Origin of the sequence: Salinimicrobium terrae DSM 17865 (genome assembly GCF_000424665.1) — a bacterium.
GTDB classification, from domain to species: Bacteria; Bacteroidota; Bacteroidia; order Flavobacteriales; family Flavobacteriaceae; genus Salinimicrobium; species Salinimicrobium terrae.
In genome coordinates this window covers 41,002-60,110 of sequence record NZ_AUKI01000024.1, presented here as the reverse complement: position 1 = coordinate 60,110, position 19,109 = coordinate 41,002, and the positions used below count along the sequence as shown (strand labels likewise).

Genomic DNA, 19,109 nt, shown 5'->3' with positions numbered 1-19,109 from the left:
TGAAATGCTTATAGATATACTTTTATTACTGGTAGGCTTTGTAGCACTTATTTACGGAGCCAACTTTCTTGTGGATTCCGCCTCGAGTCTGGCAGCCCGATGGGGAGTTCCCAGCATTGTGATAGGTTTGACCATCGTTGCCTTTGGAACTTCGGCTCCCGAGCTGGTGGTGAATGTCTTTGCCGCCACTACCGGAAGTACAGATATGGTTCTTGGAAACGTACTTGGAAGTAACATTTTTAACGTGCTGGGAATTTTAGGAATCTCTGCCCTTATATATCCTTTGACAGTAAAGAGTAATACTACATGGATTGAAATTCCGCTGAGTTTACTGGCGGCGATTTGTGTTTTTGTTGTGGCTTCAGATGTTGTTCTGGACGGTGCAACCGCAAATTTTATTTCCCGAAGTGAAGGGATCATCCTGTTGCTCTTCTTTTTGATCTTTCTCGTGTATAACCTTATGGTGGCAAAAAGCGGAGGTGCCGACGAGGAGATAGAGACAAAAGATTACACTGTAGGAAAAGCGATACTTTTTATTGTAATTGGCCTCGCCGGACTCGTCATTGGCGGCCGCTTAATTGTGACCAGTGCTGTAAGTATTGCCGAAGTCATAGGACTTTCTGAAAGGGTAATTGGCTTAACTGTCGTTTCTATTGGAACTTCCCTGCCTGAGCTGGCCACATCCATAATTGCAGTGAGAAAAAAGAATGTGGATATCGCAATAGGAAACGTGGTTGGATCGAACATTTTCAACATTTTCCTTATCCTTGGAATTTCAGGAACCATTGTTCCTCTTGGCATAAATCCCGATACCTTTTTCGACATCCTGGTAAACATTGTAACAGGATTACTGCTCTTTATTTTCGTATTCACGGGCAAGGGTCGCAGGATCGAGCGTTGGGAAGGCGCGGTCTTTGTTATAGGGTATGTCGCCTACGTCACCTATTTAATAATGTAATTCTGAAATTAAAACTGAATGAAATCTTTAAAATTTTATTTTCTGGCATTTTTGGCCACCGTTTCCTCCGGAAATGTCCTAGCCCAGCAAACTCCTGAAGCTACAGGTTTCGAAGTAGACTTTGAAACCTTTACCCTTGATAACGGATTAAAGGTCATTTTCCACATTGACAGATCCGACCCTGTAGTTGCTGTAGCTCTTACCAGTCATGTGGGTTCTGCCCGGGAAAAAGAAGGAAGAACCGGTTTTGCACATCTTTTTGAGCACCTGCTCTTCCTGGAATCTGAAAATCTTGGAAAAGGCGGACTGGATAAACTCAGCGCCCAAATTGGAGGAAGTGGTGCCAATGGATCCACGAGCCGTGACCGCACAAATTATTTTCAGACAGTTCCAAATGACGCCCTTGAAAAAATGATCTGGGCAGAAGCCGACAAGCTAGGTTATTTCATAAACACTGTTACCGAGCCTGTCCTTGCAAAAGAAAAGCAGGTAGTGAAGAATGAGAAGAGACAACGGGTGGATAACCGTCCTTACGGGCACACCCAGTACGTGATCGACCAAAACCTTTATCCCGAAGGTCATCCCTACAGCTGGCAGGTAATTGGTTCTCTGGAGGATCTTCAAAATGCCACACTTGCAGATGTTAAGGAATTTTTTAATCAGTGGTATGTTCCCAATAATGTTGTACTTACCGTGGCCGGAGATTTCGATCCCGCACAGGCAAAACAGTGGGTCGAGAAATATTTTGGGGAAATTAAAAGAGGTCCTGAAATAAAAAACCTTGCAAAACAACCTGCCAACCTTGAACAGACAAAAAAGCTGTACTACGAAGACAATTTCGCGAGACTACCCGAATTGACCATTGCGTGGCCAAGCGTTCCTTCCTATCAGGAAGATTCCTATGCTCTGGAAGTTTTAGCCAACTACCTGTCAGATGGTAAAAATGCTCCATTTTATAAAGAACTGGTTGCAGATCAAAAACTTACGTCTAATGTTCAAATGTACAATTACACTTCAGAATTGGCGGGACAATTAATGTTACAGGTCAGGGCTTATGATGGTAAAGATCTTGATAGTGTTTACGACGCAGTACAGGAAACCTTTGCCAAATTTGAGGCTGAAGGAATTTCAGAAAAAGACCTGAAGCGAATTAAAGCAGGACAGGAAACTACTTTTTATAACGGTCTTTCCAGTGTTTTAGGAAAAGGTTTTCAGCTGGCACAATACGAGATCTTCGCCAATGATCCTGAAATGATCAACAAAGAAATAAATTACTTACTGGCCGTGACTCCGCAGGACGTGATGAGAGTTTACGAGAAGTATATTAAGAACAAGCCGTTTGTTGCGACTAGTTTCGTTCCTGAAGAACAAACCGAGCTCGCTCTTGAGAATTCTCAGCTCGCACAAGTTGAAGAGGAAGAGATCGTGATGGGTGCCGAACAGAACTTTGATCTTGAGGATGAGGTGACCTACCAGAGAACACCTTCGAGTTTTGACCGCACTGTTGAGCCTCCCTACGGAGACACCCCACAGGTAAAAGTTCCTGGAATTTGGGAAGAACAGCTTAAAAAAGGAGTTGAAATTTACGGCATCACAAATAATGAAGTGCCTCTGGTGCAATTCATGCTCGAGATCAAAGGCGGAATGCTTCTGGAAGATCCTTCTAAAATCGGAGTTTCAAATCTACTGGCAAACCTGATGACCAAAGGAACCCGAGACAGATCCCCGGAAGAACTGGAAGAGGCCATAGAGCTATTGGGAGCAAGCATTTGGGTGAATGCCACAGACGAAAATCTCGTTATTAGTGGTAGTACACTTTCTAAAAACTTCGATGAAACAATGACTTTGGTGCAGGAAATCCTTCTGGAGCCAAGATGGGATGAGGAAGAATTTGGGCTTGCAAAACAACAGGTAGTTAGCCGCATTCAGCAACAAAAAGCCTCTCCGAACACCATAGCTTCAAATGAATTCAAGAAGCTTATTTATGGAACCAATCATATTCTATCTCATGACAATCTTGGAACAGAAGAAACAGTGGCTCAGATAACTCTTGAGGATCTAAAGAATTACTACAACAGTAATTTGTCGCCAGACCTTGCTTCTTTCTTAGTAGTGGGAGATATCGAACGGGAGACAGCTGTTGCGGAAGTAGAAAATATCACTGAAGACTGGAGTGTCAAAAATGTCATTTTTAAAGACCTCCCTCAAGTGACCGCTCCTGAAAGTTCACAGGTGTATTTTTATGATGTTCCCGGGGCAAAACAATCGATTCTACATATAGGATATCCTGCTTTAGCTGAAACAGATGAAGAATTCTTTCCGGCTACGGTGATGAATTACAGGCTTGGAGGCGGAAGTTTTGCTTCCCAGCTTACCCAGGAACTTAGAGAAGGTAAAGGTTATACTTACGGAATTCGTTCCGGGTTTAACGGCAGCACTTATAAAGGTCCGTTCCTCATTTCAAGCGGAGTAAGGTCCAATATCACTTATGAAGCCGTGGATCTTATTAAGGAGATCGTTGACAATTACCCTGAAAACTTTTATGAAGAGGACCTGGAAGTGACCAAAGGGTTCATGATCAAAAGTAACGCCCGAAAGTTTGAAACTCTAAGTTCCAAACTACAGATGCTTCGCGAGATTAGTAACTACAACAGACCTAAAGACTACATTTTAAAACAGGAAGAGACAGTAAGAAACATCACTGTTCCCGAAATACGAACGCTCGCTCAGAAATATGTAGATCCGGATAAGATGTACTACCTCATTGTGGGAGATGCGGCAACTCAGTTAGATCGTTTAGAGGATCTTGGCTTTGGAAAGCCGATACTTTTAAATCCTGCTTTAGACACTCCTTAACACGACTTGAAAATGAAAAGATTCTGAAATGAATTCAGAATGACATAAACTAAAATGCCCGGAGGTTCCGGGCATTTTTAATTTAAAAAAGTCTTGACTCTTATTTCGTTTGAAGAGATTTAATCCAATTAAAGCATTTTTTACAATTCTTTTTTTAACTTTTTGGGATCTTGTCTCGAATCAAAGATTGTAAGGATATGAATTTCCTTTTCGTTGAATTCGTAGAACATAGTGACATGTTTAGTGATCACGCATTTTCTTAATCCAGTTTGTTTATCTGATTCTGGGAAACTTTTTGGTTGATCTGAAATAATTTGAATATTCCTATCAAGTTATTTGATAAAGTCAGATTCAACTTTAAATGACCATTCTTCCAGTAAATATTTAAAAAGAGTTTCTAATTTCTCCTCGGCTTTATGAGAAATTATTACTTTTCTACTCATTATTTATGTTTGCTCATAAATGATTGGTAATCGGACGATTTCCCTTCTTTTATTTCCCTTCGCGCTGTATCAATTTCTTCTTTTTGATCATAACTCAACTCGTCCCAAAAATCAGAAGCACTCTCTTTCCTGAATATTTCTTTTATAGATTGAATAATCTTTGGATTGTTAGTGTCTAATAACAATTTTGCTAATACTATTTTTTCAGCTTGAATATTTATCTTGTAATCCTTTCTAACAAAAATAAGAATTATTGTTTTGATTCAGTTCGTACCCAGCTGTTTAAAAAGCACTATAGCTTTACAAAAAACATCTTTTGAGAAAGGTATAAGGAAAAAATGCCCGGGATCTCCAGGCATTTTTTTGGTTGCTAATTCTTTTTTTAATTTTTAATTAATTGTTTCTTCGGAAAGTCTTGACTCCTGGTTCTTGAAGTGAAGCGGTCTTGTTTCTATTTAAGAATCCTTCTTCTTTCCACCTTTTTTCTTGCGATGCTTAAGAACTTCAGCCTCCCTGTAGAAAATGATCTCTTCAGCAATATTTGTAAACAAGTCTCCTATCCTCTCTACCTTTTTTATCACCGAAAATAATAACATCACCTGGTCTATCACCTGTGGATCTGCCTTTACTTCTTCAGAAATAATGGCAAAGGATTTCATGTTGATCTCGTTAAGGATCTTATCTTTTTTAAAGACTTTACGAGCCACTTTAGTATCTACCTCATTGTACGCAATGGTTATATCGTCAAGCATAGATAAAGCCGTTGTGAACATTTCCTCTACCCGCATTCTTTCCAGAAGACGGGGTTCAATTTGGGTATCAATGGTAACTATATAATTGGATATTCCATAAGCGTGATCTCCTACCCGCTCCAGGTCAAAATTGATCTTTCTTAATGCAAGTACAAAACGAAGATCACTGGCTACAGGATTGTGCAGCGCGATGAACCGTTCACAATCCCGGTCAATTTTAAGGTCAAGTGCATTTACCCTGTTCTCTGTATGCAGTACTTCTTCGGCGAGGTCACTGTCATGATTAAAAAAAGCCTCTCTGGCATTTTCCAACTGTTTTGTGCAAAGCGACAGCATTTCGAGCCCGGCCTGATTTAATGTGTCTCTGTGTTGATCTAAACTTATCATTGTACTGTAGTTTATCCGAATCTACCGGTGATATAATTCTCGGTTTGTTTCTTTTCGGGATTGGTAAATAACTTTTTGGACTTGTCATATTCAATTAATTCTCCCATGTAAAAGAAGGCGGTATAGTCACTAATCCTTCCCGCCTGTTGCATGTTGTGAGTCACAATGACAATAGTGTATTTTTCTTTCAGTTCGTAAATAAGTTCCTCGATCTTAGCCGTTGAAATAGGATCCAGTGCAGAGGTGGGTTCATCCATAAGGATTATGGAAGGCTCCACAGCAAGAGTCCGGGCGATACATAATCGTTGTTGCTGACCTCCCGACAATGCTAAAGCAGATTTATTGATATCCTCCTTTACTTCATTCCACAAGCCAACCTGCTTAAGTGAGTCTTCGACTTTATCCTTAAGATAGCTCTTGTCTTTAATACCTTGAATTTTCAAGCCGTAGGCAACGTTCTCATAAATAGATTTAGGAAATGGATTAGGTTTTTGGAAAACCATTCCTACCTGCTTCCGCAGTTGTTCCACATTGACCTTTTTTTTGTAAATATTCTCCCCGTCAATGAGGATCTCTCCTTCCATTCTAAATCCGTCAATGTAATCATTCATACGATTAAAAAGTCGGAGAAATGTTGATTTCCCACACCCAGAAGGCCCTATGAATGCCGTAATTTTATTCGCCCTGATGTTCATGTCTATACCTTTTATGGCCATGAAATCATCATAGAAAACCTTCACATCTTTAGTCTGAAGTTTATGTTTTCTTTTTAGGGATTTATCTATTGTATCTTTATTCTCTTTCATTTTATTTTAATTTACTCTGCCATCTGTTCCTGAAGTACACTGCAATTCCATTCATTATAAAGGTAATCAACAAAAGTACAATGATGGCGGCTGCGGCATTTGTCTCAAATCCATGTTGTGGCCGGGAAATCCAGTTGAAGATCTGTATGGGTAATACGGAAAATTCATCCATTGGTGATTCGGGCGCAAAAGGCACATAAGCAAGGGCTCCAATCACAATAAGAGGCGCAGTCTCTCCCACGGCCCTGGAAAGCGCCAGAATAATGCCAGTAAGTATACCCCCAAAAGATGCCGGGAGCAATTGCTGCGAAACAGTTTGCCATTTTGAAGCACCCAGCGCAAAGGAGGCATCCCTTATAGATTTAGGAACAGCCTTAATAGATTCCCGTGTGGAAACAATCACAATAGGGAGGATCAATAGAGCAAGTGTAAAACTACCTGCCAATACACTAGCCCCCATTTCCATGATCCGTACAAATACTTCCAGCCCCAGGAGACCATAAATGATCGAAGGTACTCCGGCTAGGTTAGAAATATTGACTTCCAGAAGAGAAGCAAGTTTACTTTCCTTCGCATATTCCTCCAGGTAAATAGCTGCTGCGATTCCCAACGGCAGCGCAATAATGGTGGTGAAAATAAGGATCCACACACTTCCCATTAGTGCAGTGTAAATTCCCGCTCTTTCTGCTTTTCTGGATGGTAAACTGGTAATAAAACTCCAGTCAATCCTTTGCACCCCGTCAACTATTATTGATCCAATAAAAATCATCAGGAGGATTAGTCCCAAAAAGGTACAGGCAATACCCCAAAATTTAAAAACCTGGTCTTTGATCCTGTTCTTTCTAATATTATTCATACTTCTCCCTGAATTTTTTCCTAATCTTATAACTAACTGTGTTAAGAAGGAAAGTGAATATAAAGAGGGTAATTCCCGCTGCGAAAATGGTGCGGTACTCTAAAGATCCATGTTGCACATCCCCCAAACTCACCTGTACGATATATGCAGTTATAGTCTCCACAGGAACTGTAGGATCAATTGTTAATCTTGGTTGCTGCCCCGCAGCTATAGCCACGATCATTGTTTCTCCTATTGCCCGGGAGATTGCCAGGATAATTGACACAATAATTCCTGATGAAGCCGCAGGCACTAAAACTCTAAACGCATTCTGTAATTTTGTTGATCCCATTCCATAAGCGGCTTCACGAAGAGAGTTTGGTACGGCATGCAATGCATCTTCACTTAATGACGAAACAAAAGGAATGATCATGATTCCCATTACCAAACCTGCCGACAAGGAATTGAACCCGGCGAGTCCCGGAATGAAAGTCTGCAGAAAAGGTGTAACTACAGTGAGTGCAAAGAAACCATACACAACGGTTGGTACCGCTGCGAGCAATTCAAGTGCAGGTTTAATCGTCTTTCTAAAACTCCGGGGCGCATACTCACTAATGTAGATACTTATCGATAAACCTACCGGTACTGCGAATATTATCGCAATAAAGGAGGTCAAAAGAGTACCCGACAAAAGGGTAATAATTCCGAAATGTTTATCGGTGTAAAGAGGGGTCCACTGTGTATCTGTCAGGAAGTCAATAATTGAAACCTCCTTAAAGAAAAGTATGGCTTCTATTGATAAAACCAGGATGATCCCCACAGTAACAGCAATAGTAACGAGGGCACTCGCCTGAAGCCCCTTTTCTATTACCGTTTCTTTAAATTTTCGCATGATTTAGGGAAATAACCCGGAACATTAAATGTCCCGGAAAATTTTATTGCTGATTCGCTTTTTGTTCCACAAAAGCAGCGAATTTCGCCTGCTCTCTCTCATATTCCTCATCAGTTAAAGGAACGTAACCTACATCATCCAAAAGATCTGAAGCTTCTGTAAGATAGAAATTCACGAAATCGATCACCTCAGGATTATCAAGAGAAGAACTGTTTACATAAATGTACAGTGGGCGGGAAAGTGGTGCATAACTACCGTCACTAACGGTTTGTGCAGAAGGTTCTATACAGCCTTCACCTCCATCAACTGCTACCATTTTCAATTTATCTGAATTTTCTTCATAATAAGCCAAGCCAAAAAATCCCAGTCCGTATTTATCACCGGAAACTCCCTGTACAAGAACGTTATCATCTTCACTGGCAGTATAATCTCCCCTGCTGCTTCCACTAGTACCAACAATAGCTTCAGTAAAATAATCAAAAGTTCCTGAGGCTACGCCAGGTCCATAAAGACGAATCTCCTCATCGGGCCAGGTTGGGTCGATTTGATTCCATCGCTTAATATTCCCCTGTGCTGAAGGCTCCCATATCCTTTTTAATTGGTCAACAGTAAAACATGATACCCAGTCATTTTCCGGGTGCACAATTACTGCAAGACCGTCATAAGCCACTTCAAGTTCAACAAAAGAAATTCCGTTTTCTTCTGCTATCGCTCTCTCATCTTCTTTAATAGGCCTTGAAGCGTTCGTAATTGCCACTTCTCCCCTTCCAAATTTTTGAAAACCGCCACCTGTACCTGATACTCCTATGGTTACATCAGTATCTGGAGCCACTGTTCGGTACTCTTCAGCGATAGCTTCAGTTACCGGATAAACAGTACTGGAACCATCAATTGAGATACCGGAACTATTTTCGTTTTTTTGGTTTCCGCAGGAAGCAAGGGAAACACTTATTGCAGTCAATAAAATAAATTTTTTCATGGTTGTTTATTATAAATGAAGTTCAAATTGTAATCTATACATAAGGCCATCATCCAGGCCTAAATTCATATCGGTGTAACTTAAATCTGTTTGTATCTTGAGTTTGTGTTTTACAATATATTTGGATAAGCCCAGGGTGTACTGCTGTTCAACCTCCTGGGTTACACTATTATCGAGATCAATATTGGTATATCTGCCTAAAAGCTGCACATTGCCGGGAAACAGATAACCGGCCTGCAGGTTAAGACCGGTGCCCGCATTTACGGCTGCACCTGTTAAACTCCCGTCGGGTTCCATTGCAAAGACATTTTCTGCATCGCGGTGAGCATATTCTCCAAGAGCTGAAAAGCCATCGTATTTAAAAATGGCATCTACAAAAAAGGTAGTGATATCGGTCTCAAAAAAGCCATTATCAATTATCATATAACTACCGGAATTAGACCTGGTCCTCACGGCGTTGTCATTATAGTCGTAAGACACTCCTACAGCAAGTTTTGGTTTATTCTCACGAACAAAATCGGCACCTGAGTAATCTTCAAAATCACCAAATGGCAGAAATTCTAATCTGGCTGTGTATTGATAACCTCCAAGATTTCCGGTTGTTACATTACGGCCTTCCCCCTGGGCAACAGAGAGTGCTTCTCTCATTATAAAGTTCCCACCAAGATTAGTTTCGTGATGCAACTGTAACCCCAGGTCCCGATCGATATTGAAGCGACTGTTAAGAAGAGATCTGTCTACGGTTTCAAGGCTTCCTGAAGATATAATACGCTCCCTGTTACCGGGCAGTTTTGTCTGACCTGCCCAAAGTTCAAAATTTTCATGGAAGTTCCATTTTACAACAGCATCCAATAAAATTCTGTCTGTATTACCCGTATAAACAGAAGCTCCCGAAATGTCCCTGTTGGACAATCCTAATTCCAGTTTATACTTAAGCTTTGGAGTATAGGCAAAACCCTGAAATTTTAAACGGGCTCTTCTTATGAGGAAGTTGGTCTCTCCTTCTCCCAGGCCTTCATCTTCTGAAATATCCCAATTGGAAATAAAAAGGGACTGCATCCTAATCGCGAAGTTTGCACTGTAGGAGCTATCTTTAGCCACTACATTAACAAGACCTTTTCCAAATTTGTTTTCTGTAAAGTCTTGTCCCTGCACATGTTTGGTCATTAATAAACCCAATGTAAGCATTAGGCCTGTAGTAATCTTCATTATTTCTCAGTTTTTGTCGGGGACAAAGAACAGGTTTCAATGTTAAGTAAATGTTACGAGCAGATTACCAATAAGTAAAAAGGTTGCCCAAAAAAGGACAACCTTATTTCATACATCTAAATCGACAAAAACTAAGAATATATGAGTTCTCAAAAATGGGGTTTTTGAGGTTCCCCAGTGTTATCTTAAGTTAAAATTAAGTTTATGATTTTAATTAAGAATGTATACAGGTGTTCCTGAACTTTTTTTTCTAATTTGTGACGAAAGTAACCTGCAGGGTGAGCAAAACATTTCTTAAGAAATATTCTTCATTTATAATTAGCGCTGGTATCATTGCTTTCCTGGTGATCCTGTATTTTACTCATCAGCCATTTCAGGATTCGGTACAGGAGGCGTGGAACATATTGTTAAGTGGCGACGAGCAGCGCATTCAGGAATACGTTGAGCAGTTCGGAATTTGGGGCCCTTTGGCAATCATTTTGTTTATTATACTGCAAATGTTCCTCATCGTGTTTCCTTCCTGGCTACCAATAATTGTAGGAGTTCTTGCCTACGGTTTCTGGTGGGGAGTTTTGATCAACCTGGTAGGGGTAGGAATCGCCTCCACAATCGGTTATTTTATTGGGAAAGAGTTTAAGAATGCCATTGTCAGCGAAGAAAAATATAAAAAGATGAAATTCTGGATTGATAATTATGCTTTTGGAACTGTGGTGCTATTCAGAGTATCCCCTTTCTTTTCAAATGATGCAATAAGCTTCATTGCCGGAATTTTTAGAATGAGGTATAAAAAATTTATGCTTGCCACTTATGCGGGAATGATCCCACTTTCCCTGGCAGTAGGTTATTTTTCAACTGATATTGATAAACTGGAAAATGGCCTCTATTGGATAGGTGGCGTAGGCGCAATTCTCTACGCACTTTATATCTATATTGACCATAAAAAAAAGAAGAATCATGCAAAGCAGTAAATTTTCAATTGATAAAGTCCGTGCTCAATTTCCGGCCCTGAATTTTAAGAACAAACAACAGGTTTTCCCTATATATTTCGATGGTCCCGGCGGTACTCAAATGGTGCAGGGCTGCATTGACCGGATGTTGGAATACATCGAAACCGGAATGGCCAATCTCCACGGCACTTTTTCCACCAGTATAAAAACCGATGCGCTGTTGGAAGAAGCAAAAGAAGCCGTTGGCGATCTGCTGAATTGCCCCGCTGAAGAAGTGGCTTTTGGGCAAAATATGACCAGCCTTGCTTTTCAGGTTTCCCACAGTTTAAGGCCTTTACTGAAAAAAGGAGATGAAATTCTCGTCACCCAACTGGATCACCGGGCGAACGTGGATCCATGGATACATTTGGCTAAAGAGACCGGCGCAACAGTAAAATGGATTCCTGTAGATAAGGAGAGATTAGTACTGGATCTTTCAAACCTTGATGCTCTTATTAATGAAAAGACAAAAGTTGTAGGTATCGGCCTCTCCTCCAACCTTACAGGAACGGTTAGTGACGCAAAAAGGATATTTAAAGCTGCAAAAATGGTAAATGCGATCACTATTGCAGATGCCGTTCATGCAGTTCCTCATTTTTTAGTGGATAAACAGGAGCTGGGCAGTGATATCCTTTTCTGCTCGGCATATAAGTTTTTCGGACCACATCTGGGAATAGCAGCGATCAAAAAAGACCTTTTTGAGCAGTTAGAAATTCCGAAGTTAAAGCCGGCTCCCAATGAAATTCCGTATAAACTGGAAACCGGAACACAAAACCATGAAGCCATTGCCGGCCTTTGTGGTGCAATAGGTTTTATAGAAGATCTTGGATCGGGGGAAAATCGCAGAGAGCGATTAAAATCCGGCATGGAAGCAATAGAAGCCCACGAAGAGAAACTTATGAATTCCCTGCAGACCTTTCTTAAATCCATTCCTGAAATCAAACTTTATCGCGCGCCTGAGGACATCACCAAAACCCCGACTTTTGCCTTCAGGACTAACGGAATTCACTCCCGGGAAGCGACAAAATTCTTTGCCGAAAAATTCAACCTCTGTATAGCCGACGGGCATTTTTATGCTTCCACTATGGCAGAAGTATTTCCGGTAATGGAAACTGGAGGATGGATCAGGATCGGGTTTGCACCATACAATACCCTGGAGGAAATTGAGATCTTCAAAAAAGCACTAAAGGAACTATTGCAAAGAAAAACATGAAAGTCGTAGAAAAGGTCATAAAGTTTTTCGCAAAAGGTCTGCTCGCCTTTTTACTGCTTATGCTACTGTACTTTGTTTCGGCAATAATTGGTTCTGTGATCCCCGTAAATACAGATCAGCCTGAAGAAGGAAGAATAACAATTTACCTTCGCACCAACGGGGTCCATACCGACTTTGTTTTTCCAAGCCGGAATGAAATAATGGATTGGGAGGAATTGGTAACTCCAGATCATACCCTCTCAAAAAGGGCAAATTTTCAATATATTTCTTTTGGTTGGGGAGATCTGGAATTTTATCAAAATACCCCACAATGGAGCGACCTTACCTTTCCTGTAGCAGTTAAGGCAATATTTCTTCCCACTCCTTCGGCCATGCATGTCGAATTTGAATCCGCAATTAGATTTAATCAGCCTACTATTCCTGTAAATATTACAAAAGAGCAATACCAGGATCTCGTGAATTTTGTTTCTGAAAGTTTTGAAAAAAATGCTTCCGGGAATGTTATTCCTGTAGAAGATCTTCATTACAATCAAAATGATGCTTTTTTCCACGCCAAAAGATCCCTCAATTCCCTCTACACTTGTAATACCTGGGTGAACAACGGTCTCAAAAATGCTGATTTGCGGGCCTGTCTCTGGACCCCTTTTGATGAAGGAATCTTTTATCAGTACCGCTGATTTTATACATATTTTAAGAGCCTTCGGCAAAGTCTTCTACCGTAAAAAACTTAACTTCAGACTCGTAGCTAACAAAACCTATTGAATTATGAGTCATATTGATAAGATAACAGATGTCTTGGGAGACGACGCTTCCAATCTGCTGGAGCATACCAGCAAAAAAATTCCAAAAGAAAGACTGACAATTCCGGGGCCGGAAACCGTAGAAAATTTTACTGAAAGTGACCGCAGTCCGCAAGTCTTGAAAAGTCTGGCGCAACTATACAACCACGGCGCCCTTGGCGGAACCGGCTATCTTAATATTCTTCCTGTAGACCAGGGAATAGAACACAGTGCGGCCGCTTCCTTTTACAAGAACCAGGATTATTTTGATCCCGAAAACATTATAAAACTTGCCATAGAAGCCGGCTGTAACGGAGTGGCCTCCACTTTTGGCGGACTTGCTTTACACGCCCGTAAGTACGCCCATAAAGTACCATTTGTTGTGAAAATTAATCACAACGAATTAATGACCTATCCCAATAAATACGACCAGATTCCCTTCGGAAGTGTTAAAGAAGCCTGGGACATGGGCGCAACGGCAATTGGCGCAACTATTTACTTCGGAAGTGAAGAAAGCACAAGACAAATTCAGGAAGTTGCTGCGGCTTTTGAAGAAGCACACCAACTGGGAATGGCAACAATCCTTTGGTGCTACACCCGAAATTCAGCTTTTAAGAAAGACGGAAAAGATTACCATTCCGCCGCCGATCTAACAGGGCAGGCCAACCATATTGGGGTAACCATTAAAGCCGATGTGATCAAACAAAAGCTCCCGACAACCAATTTCGGGTTTCAGGACATCAACTTTGCTAAACATTCCAAAGAAATGTATGAAAGTCTGACGACAGATCATCCCATTGATCTTTGCCGACTCCAGGTAGCAAATTGTTATATGGGTAAAATCGGTCTGATCAACTCCGGAGGAGGTTCTGAAGGGGATTCGGATTTCAAATCGGCCGTAAAAACTGCAGTGATCAACAAACGCGCCGGCGGCAGCGGACTTATTATGGGAAGAAAAGCTTTCCAGAGACCACTAAAAGACGGAATTGAGATTCTGAGAAGTGTTCAGGAGGTTTATTTGACAGATGAGATTACGGTGGCTTAGAAGTGAGATGTGAGATGTTCACAGACCTGCAAGGTTTCCAAAAACTTGTAGGTCTTAGATTATTTTTTAAAAAGACCCCTATCAGGGTTTAGAACCCTGAGAGTTAAACTTCACCCGTTGAGATTAAAAAAATATCTGTGCATCCGTGGCCAAAAAACAAAATCTACAAGGTCCAAAAAAGACCTTGCAGCTTTATGTGGAATTCCTTAGCGTCATGCTGAACTTGTTGCAGCATCTCGTTATTCTGAAGTTCCTAGAGTAAATTCCGGGTGACGTAAATCAATCCATCGTCATGCCGAACTTGTTTTTGCATCACTACTTTTCAGGATAAAGACCCTGAAATAAATTCAGGGTGACAGGATCACTTTTTACTGACCATTAACTTTAAAAAGTTCTTTTCTCTTCGGTCTATCGACATTCGCATTAACCGGTTCTCCAAAAAGGTCAAAATCGGCAGCATCTGTGATCTTTACATCGTAAAAGTCTCCGGTCTTCAGGTAAATTTTAGTTGCATCGATTAAAACTTCATTATCAACATCGGGAGAGTCGTGTTCTGTTCTTCCAACGTAGTTTTCCCCTTCTTTTCTGTCGATCACGACTCTAAAAGTTTTTCCAATCTTCTGCTGATTCAGTTCCCAGGAGATCTGCGACTGAATTTCCATAATTTCATTGGCTCTCTCCTGCTTCACTTCCTGCGGCACATCATCTTCAAGATTGTAAGCATGCGTATTTTCTTCGTGCGAATAAGTAAAACAACCAAGACGTTCGAAACGCATGTCTTTCACCCACTGTTTCAGCTCTTCAAAATGAGCTTCAGTCTCACCGGGATATCCGACAATAAGAGTAGTTCTAATTGCCATTTCCGGCACCCTGTTGCGGAATTCCTTCAGCAGATTTGTAGTTTTTTCATGGGTAGTTCCGCGGCGCATTGACTTCAGCAGATCATCAGAAATATGCTGCAACGGAATGTCCAGATAATTACAGATCTTCGGCTCACGCTTCATCAGGTCGAGCACGTCCATCGGGAAACCAGTCGGGAAAGCATAATGCAACCTGATCCATTCAATTCCTTCCACCTTCACCAAATTCTCAAGAAGTTCGGCCAGATTTCGCTTTTTATACAGGTCAAGTCCGTAATAAGTTAGGTCCTGTGCAATAAGAATAAGTTCCTTCACTCCCTGGGAAGCAAGTTTACTGGCTTCCTCCACCAGATTTTCAATCGGAGTGGATCTATGCTTCCCGCGCATTAACGGAATCGCACAAAAAGAACACGGACGGTCACAACCTTCGGCGATCTTCAGGTAAGCGTAATTCTTGGGAGTTGTAGTTAGACGTTCCCCAATAAGTTCATGCTTATAGTCGGCTTCAAGGGCGGCAAGCAGTTCCGGAAATTCGGTAGTTCCGAAATATTGGTCCACGTTCGGGATCTCTTTTACAAGATCTGGTTTATAGCGCTCACTGAGGCATCCCGTCACGAACACTTTGTCCACTTCCCCCTGTTCCTTCAGCTCAACATATTCTAAAATGGTATTTACAGACTGCTCTTTTGCGTTATCTATAAAGCCACAGGTATTGATCACCACGATATTCCCCTCCTGCTCATGCACAACATCCTTGTTGTTCGCCTTCAACTGACCCATAAGGATCTCACTGTCGTAGACGTTCTTACTGCAGCCAAGGGTGACCACATTTATCCTGTTCTTTTTTAATGACTTTGTTCTCATACTACAATTTTTCACCTTTTAAACCCCACAGATTTCCAAAACCTGTGAGGTTTCAGAAAAAGGAAGGTCTTCCAAAGCGGCTGCAAAGATACAATCTAAAATAACAAATCTCACATCTAACAACTTAAGCTTGTAGATTTTAGAATCCTATCTTGAAAAAATCTAAATTGTCGTTCAAACTATTAGTACCCAATGAAAAATCAGTTGTTTATCTGCCTCACATTCATCCTATTTCCCCTGTTATCTGTTTTTTCACAGGAACGAGCCCGTGATTTTGGAATTGAGATTGGCGTTATGACACCGGGAAAGCTGAATGCAATTACTGATATTAGCGGAGTGAAAGTCGGTCATACCACACTAATCATAGGTGATTCAATAAGAACCGGTGTTACCGCAATCCTTCCGCACGGAGGGAATGTTTTTCAGCAGAAAGTTCCTGCAGCCGTTTATGTTGGCAATGGCTTCGGAAAACTTGCCGGCAGCACACAAATTGCTGAATTAGGAAATTTAGAAACGCCAATCATTCTCACCAACACGCTTAGTGTCCCTACCGCCATGAATGCAGTGATCGATTATACGCTGAATCTTGACGGCAATGAAAATGTATTTTCAGTTAACGCGGTAGTGGGAGAAACTAATGATGGATATTTGAACGATATCCGCGGCAGACACGTTACAGAAAAAGATGTGATCTCTGCAATTGAAGCTGCCACCGAAGATAATACTCAGGAAGGAAACGTAGGTGCCGGCACCGGAACTATTGCTTTTGGCTACAAAGGCGGAATTGGCACCTCATCCAGAAAACTCCCTGAGTCTCTGGGTGGACACACGGTTGGGGTTCTGGTGCAGACTAACTTCGGCGGAGTATTACAAATTAACGGAGTGCAGGTTGGGGAAGAGCTGGGGAAATTCAGTTTTAGTGATGAGTTGCTGAACAACGTAGACGGCTCCTGTATGATCGTAGTAGCAACCGATGCTCCACTGGACAGTCGTAACCTGGAAAGGCTGGCAAAAAAGGCATTTTTGGGACTTGCTAAAACCGGTGGAATAGCTTCCAACGGGAGTGGTGATTACATCATCGCCTTCTCCACTGCCGAAGATCTCCAAATCCCTTACAGGATTGAAACAAATACCATATATCAGGAGGTCGTGCCTAACGATCGCGTCACTCCGCTTTTCATGGCCGCTATTGAAGCCACGGAGGAAGCCATTATAAATTCACTTTTTATGGCAGAGACTATGACGGGGTTTGAGGGTAGAACGATTGAACAGTTGCCGGTGGAGGAGGTTCTTGAGATGGTGAATGAGAGAAAGTAAATGTTCGAATTCAAGCACCAAATTCAGATTCGGTTGCAATTCGGCACTGGCAGATCGTCACCCTGAACTTGTTTCTGGGTCTTTGTAACGAGATGCTGAAACAAGTTCAGCATGACGTGGATCAGACATCCGACATCAACTCTGTGCGCCAACCGCTCACACCCTGGTCCTCCCCCAAAACTCCTCCTGCAATCTCTCGGTAATTTCACCTTTTTGAGCAGAATAAATTTCTTTTCCTCCAGTATGTAAAGAGTCCACAATTGTGATTTGCGTGGTGGTGCCGGTGACAAAGATCTCTTCTATTTCTGAAATCTTATCAAACGGAAAAGCTTCTTCTTTATAATCAATTTCAAGATCCCGGCAAATTTCCAGAACTACCTTTCGGGTAATGGCCGAGAGGATGTGCGGACCTTCGGGATGGGTGTAAACAATTCCGTGGCTAACGAAGAAAGCGGTAGAATGGGAACCTTCAGTAAAGAAGCCGTCGCGAACGAGCAGGTTTTCGTCGAAACCTCCCGAAATAGCTTCCTCATTGGACATCGTATTAGCCAAAAGTGCTGTGGATTTAATATCACAACGTTGCCACCTGAAATCTTCAGAAACCAGCACCTTCCATCGCTTCTCCTGAAAATTCTCCAGCTGTACCGGAAAAGCATACATCAAAAAAGTGGGTTCGGGATTATCTGGAAAATAATGTGTCCGCGGCGCAACACCCCGGGACACCTGGATATAAACTGCAGCATCTGATTCTGCCAGTCCGGCACGGGAAAGCGCTTCAAACATTAGTGGCTCTAAAATGGAAAAATCGAAAGGAATTTTTATTTCTTCAAGGCAATACTTCAACCGGCCCAGGTGATCCTGCAGTCTAAATGGTTTTCCGCGGTAAAAAGGAGTCACTTCGTAAATACCGTCACCAAACATAAAGGCGCGATCGAAAACGGAAACCATTGCCCCCTGTGGCGGCATCCAATTGCCATTCAGATAAACTTCTGCAGGATAAGATTTTGTGTTTTTCATTATTCTCTCAACATTACCATGTAAAAATCAACACCAGTACAATCACTGTTACTAAGAGTGAAAAGGTTAAAACTAAGTTTCTTTTTTTCTTATTCGCTTTTAACCTAGTCTCTTTTTTGTTTCTTTTCGTAATTAGATCCCTTTGGCTTCAATTTATGATAAATGAGCAGAAAAAAACAGCTGCCAAAAATGATGCTTTTGAGATGGATTCCGGTTTCTAAACATAACTCTTAAATTCCGTGCCTCTCGGCTTCCGAGGAGCAAACATGTTATACCTGATATTGTAAGTGATCTTATTTTTCAATGCTCTTGTAGCATATTCTTTTAAAAAAGTGTCAGTCGGCAGTACTGCTCTCCAGACTTAAAAAAGAAAGCAGTTATAAAAGGGTTCTTTTTTTAACTATTCTTATCCTTATAAAATAATTTTCCGCTTAAAAAGAGGAGTATCAAAGGAAATAAAGCTATGGAACTATACTCTTCTTGGTCCAGGAAGCTTACAACTAAAAGAATTGCAGCAATTACTGCGATCATTAAATTCTCAAATGTATTTTTATTCATCTTTAATAATTTCGCTATTGATTTTTTAACTTCTTAATTTTTAAAGCGAATAACTTCGCTTGCTTTATGGTTATTCCCTCTAAATAGTGCGAGTGGCGAATTTGGAATCGAGTTAAAATTTCCTGCCCAAATATTGGTGAAAAAGCTAAAAGGAATAATAATATAAATGTTTTTAATTTCGTTTTTTCATTTAGGAAACACTATTACAAAATAATTCTGCAGCATTTTTTTGGCTTGTTTACAACGTCCCGTATAAAAACATTGCGAGCGGGCGAGTTTGATTGTCCTCAGGACATTCACGCGTTGCAAGCGAGCACGGATTTTCAATTTGAGACAGGTTTGAGCCTTGATGT

16 protein-coding genes are annotated in these 19,109 nt (G+C 41.2%); 7 read left to right on the top strand and 9 right to left on the bottom strand.

Translation table 11 applies throughout. From position 1 onward, the window contains the following. Positions 1-4: 4 nt before the first annotated feature. Both H148_RS0111815 and H148_RS0111810 read left to right on the top strand, forming a co-directional pair. Complete coding sequence (locus H148_RS0111815) at positions 5-958, top strand: calcium/sodium antiporter (RefSeq protein WP_029034988.1); 954 nt, start codon at positions 5-7, stop codon at positions 956-958. An 18-nt stretch (positions 959-976) separates the two neighbouring features. Then, complete coding sequence (locus H148_RS0111810; protein ID WP_029034987.1) at positions 977-3,814, top strand: M16 family metallopeptidase; 2,838 nt, start codon at positions 977-979, stop codon at positions 3,812-3,814. Between the two features lie 898 nt (positions 3,815-4,712). Here the strand turns inward: H148_RS0111810 and phoU are convergent. Genes phoU through H148_RS0111770 form a run of 6 tightly spaced genes read right to left on the bottom strand, consistent with a single transcriptional unit; the run spans position 4,713 to position 10,117 of the window. Further along, positions 4,713-5,396: a phosphate signaling complex protein PhoU gene (gene phoU, locus H148_RS0111795; RefSeq protein ID WP_029034985.1), complete on the bottom strand. Its 684-nt coding sequence runs from the start codon at positions 5,394-5,396 to the stop codon at positions 4,713-4,715. 11 nt (positions 5,397-5,407) lie between these two features. Then, positions 5,408-6,202: a phosphate ABC transporter ATP-binding protein PstB gene (gene pstB / locus H148_RS0111790; protein ID WP_051286418.1), complete on the bottom strand. Its 795-nt coding sequence runs from the start codon at positions 6,200-6,202 to the stop codon at positions 5,408-5,410. A 1-nt stretch (position 6,203) separates the two neighbouring features. Next, entirely contained in the window at positions 6,204-7,058 is an 855-nt protein-coding gene (gene pstA, locus H148_RS0111785; protein ID WP_029034983.1) for a phosphate ABC transporter permease PstA, read from the bottom strand. Then, entirely contained in the window at positions 7,051-7,929 is an 879-nt protein-coding gene (pstC, locus tag H148_RS0111780; RefSeq protein ID WP_029034982.1) for a phosphate ABC transporter permease subunit PstC, read from the bottom strand. The genes pstA and pstC overlap by 8 nt, the downstream gene beginning before the upstream one ends. A 43-nt stretch (positions 7,930-7,972) precedes the next feature. After that, complete coding sequence (locus H148_RS0111775; protein ID WP_029034981.1) at positions 7,973-8,908, bottom strand: PstS family phosphate ABC transporter substrate-binding protein; 936 nt, start codon at positions 8,906-8,908, stop codon at positions 7,973-7,975. A gap of 9 nt (positions 8,909-8,917) precedes the next feature. Further along, entirely contained in the window at positions 8,918-10,117 is a 1,200-nt protein-coding gene (locus H148_RS0111770) for a porin (protein ID WP_029034980.1), read from the bottom strand. A 278-nt stretch (positions 10,118-10,395) separates the two neighbouring features. Between H148_RS0111770 and H148_RS17795 the strand changes: the two genes are divergently transcribed. From H148_RS17795 to H148_RS0111750, 4 genes are all read left to right on the top strand, one after another. Beyond that, positions 10,396-11,085 (top strand): TVP38/TMEM64 family protein, encoded by a 690-nt coding sequence (locus tag H148_RS17795; protein WP_037325174.1) that lies wholly within the window; start codon positions 10,396-10,398, stop codon positions 11,083-11,085. Beyond that, positions 11,072-12,316 carry a cysteine desulfurase-like protein gene (locus H148_RS0111760; protein ID WP_029034979.1) on the top strand — a complete coding sequence of 415 codons (1,245 nt, stop codon included), beginning with the start codon at positions 11,072-11,074 and terminating at the stop codon, positions 12,314-12,316. Before H148_RS17795 ends, H148_RS0111760 begins: the two co-directional genes overlap by 14 nt. Next, a complete protein-coding gene (locus tag H148_RS0111755; RefSeq protein ID WP_029034978.1) occupies positions 12,313-12,993 on the top strand; it encodes a TIGR02117 family protein in 681 nt (226 codons plus the stop codon). Before H148_RS0111760 ends, H148_RS0111755 begins: the two co-directional genes overlap by 4 nt. 88 nt (positions 12,994-13,081) lie before the next feature. Continuing rightward, the gene (locus H148_RS0111750) at positions 13,082-14,140 is read left to right on the top strand and encodes a class I fructose-bisphosphate aldolase (protein WP_029034977.1); all 1,059 of its coding nucleotides are present in this window, start codon (positions 13,082-13,084) and stop codon (positions 14,138-14,140) included. Between the two features lie 368 nt (positions 14,141-14,508). On the opposite strand, the gene rimO is transcribed toward H148_RS0111750, so the two are convergent. Then, a complete protein-coding gene (gene rimO / locus H148_RS0111745; protein ID WP_029034976.1) occupies positions 14,509-15,864 on the bottom strand; it encodes a 30S ribosomal protein S12 methylthiotransferase RimO in 1,356 nt (451 codons plus the stop codon). A 192-nt stretch (positions 15,865-16,056) separates the two neighbouring features. Here rimO and H148_RS0111735 point away from each other — a divergent pair, with 192 nt between their 5' ends. Continuing rightward, positions 16,057-17,181, top strand: coding sequence for a DmpA family aminopeptidase (locus H148_RS0111735; protein WP_029034975.1), 1,125 nt, complete (start codon positions 16,057-16,059; stop codon positions 17,179-17,181). Positions 17,182-17,337: 156 nt separating this feature from the next. Here the strand turns inward: H148_RS0111735 and H148_RS0111730 are convergent, their stop codons facing one another. Further along, positions 17,338-18,198, bottom strand: a complete 861-nt coding sequence (locus tag H148_RS0111730; RefSeq protein ID WP_029034974.1) for an aminotransferase class IV — start codon at positions 18,196-18,198, stop codon at positions 17,338-17,340. A 396-nt stretch (positions 18,199-18,594) separates the two neighbouring features. Then, complete coding sequence (locus H148_RS18630) at positions 18,595-18,756, bottom strand: hypothetical protein (protein ID WP_156877248.1); 162 nt, start codon at positions 18,754-18,756, stop codon at positions 18,595-18,597. Positions 18,757-19,109 lie beyond the last annotated feature (353 nt).

Bases quoted from the DNA above. Each gene is read 5' to 3' on its own strand.
- H148_RS0111815 (WP_029034988.1), top strand. From the start codon at position 5: ATGCTTATAGATATACTTTTATTACTGGTAGGCTTTGTAGCACTTATT.
- H148_RS0111810 (WP_029034987.1), top strand. From the start codon at position 977: ATGAAATCTTTAAAATTTTATTTTCTGGCATTTTTGGCCACCGTTTCC.
- phoU (WP_029034985.1), bottom strand. From the start codon at position 5,396: ATGATAAGTTTAGATCAACACAGAGACACATTAAATCAGGCCGGGCTC.
- pstB (WP_051286418.1), bottom strand. From the start codon at position 6,202: ATGAAAGAGAATAAAGATACAATAGATAAATCCCTAAAAAGAAAACAT.
- pstA (WP_029034983.1), bottom strand. From the start codon at position 7,058: ATGAATAATATTAGAAAGAACAGGATCAAAGACCAGGTTTTTAAATTT.
- pstC (WP_029034982.1), bottom strand. From the start codon at position 7,929: ATGCGAAAATTTAAAGAAACGGTAATAGAAAAGGGGCTTCAGGCGAGT.
- H148_RS0111775 (WP_029034981.1), bottom strand. From the start codon at position 8,908: ATGAAAAAATTTATTTTATTGACTGCAATAAGTGTTTCCCTTGCTTCC.
- H148_RS0111770 (WP_029034980.1), bottom strand. From the start codon at position 10,117: ATGAAGATTACTACAGGCCTAATGCTTACATTGGGTTTATTAATGACC.
- H148_RS0111760 (WP_029034979.1), top strand. From the start codon at position 11,072: ATGCAAAGCAGTAAATTTTCAATTGATAAAGTCCGTGCTCAATTTCCG.
- H148_RS0111755 (WP_029034978.1), top strand. From the start codon at position 12,313: ATGAAAGTCGTAGAAAAGGTCATAAAGTTTTTCGCAAAAGGTCTGCTC.
- H148_RS0111750 (WP_029034977.1), top strand. From the start codon at position 13,082: ATGAGTCATATTGATAAGATAACAGATGTCTTGGGAGACGACGCTTCC.
- rimO (WP_029034976.1), bottom strand. From the start codon at position 15,864: ATGAGAACAAAGTCATTAAAAAAGAACAGGATAAATGTGGTCACCCTT.
- H148_RS0111735 (WP_029034975.1), top strand. From the start codon at position 16,057: ATGAAAAATCAGTTGTTTATCTGCCTCACATTCATCCTATTTCCCCTG.
- H148_RS0111730 (WP_029034974.1), bottom strand. From the start codon at position 18,198: ATGAAAAACACAAAATCTTATCCTGCAGAAGTTTATCTGAATGGCAAT.
- H148_RS18630 (WP_156877248.1), bottom strand. From the start codon at position 18,756: ATGAATAAAAATACATTTGAGAATTTAATGATCGCAGTAATTGCTGCA.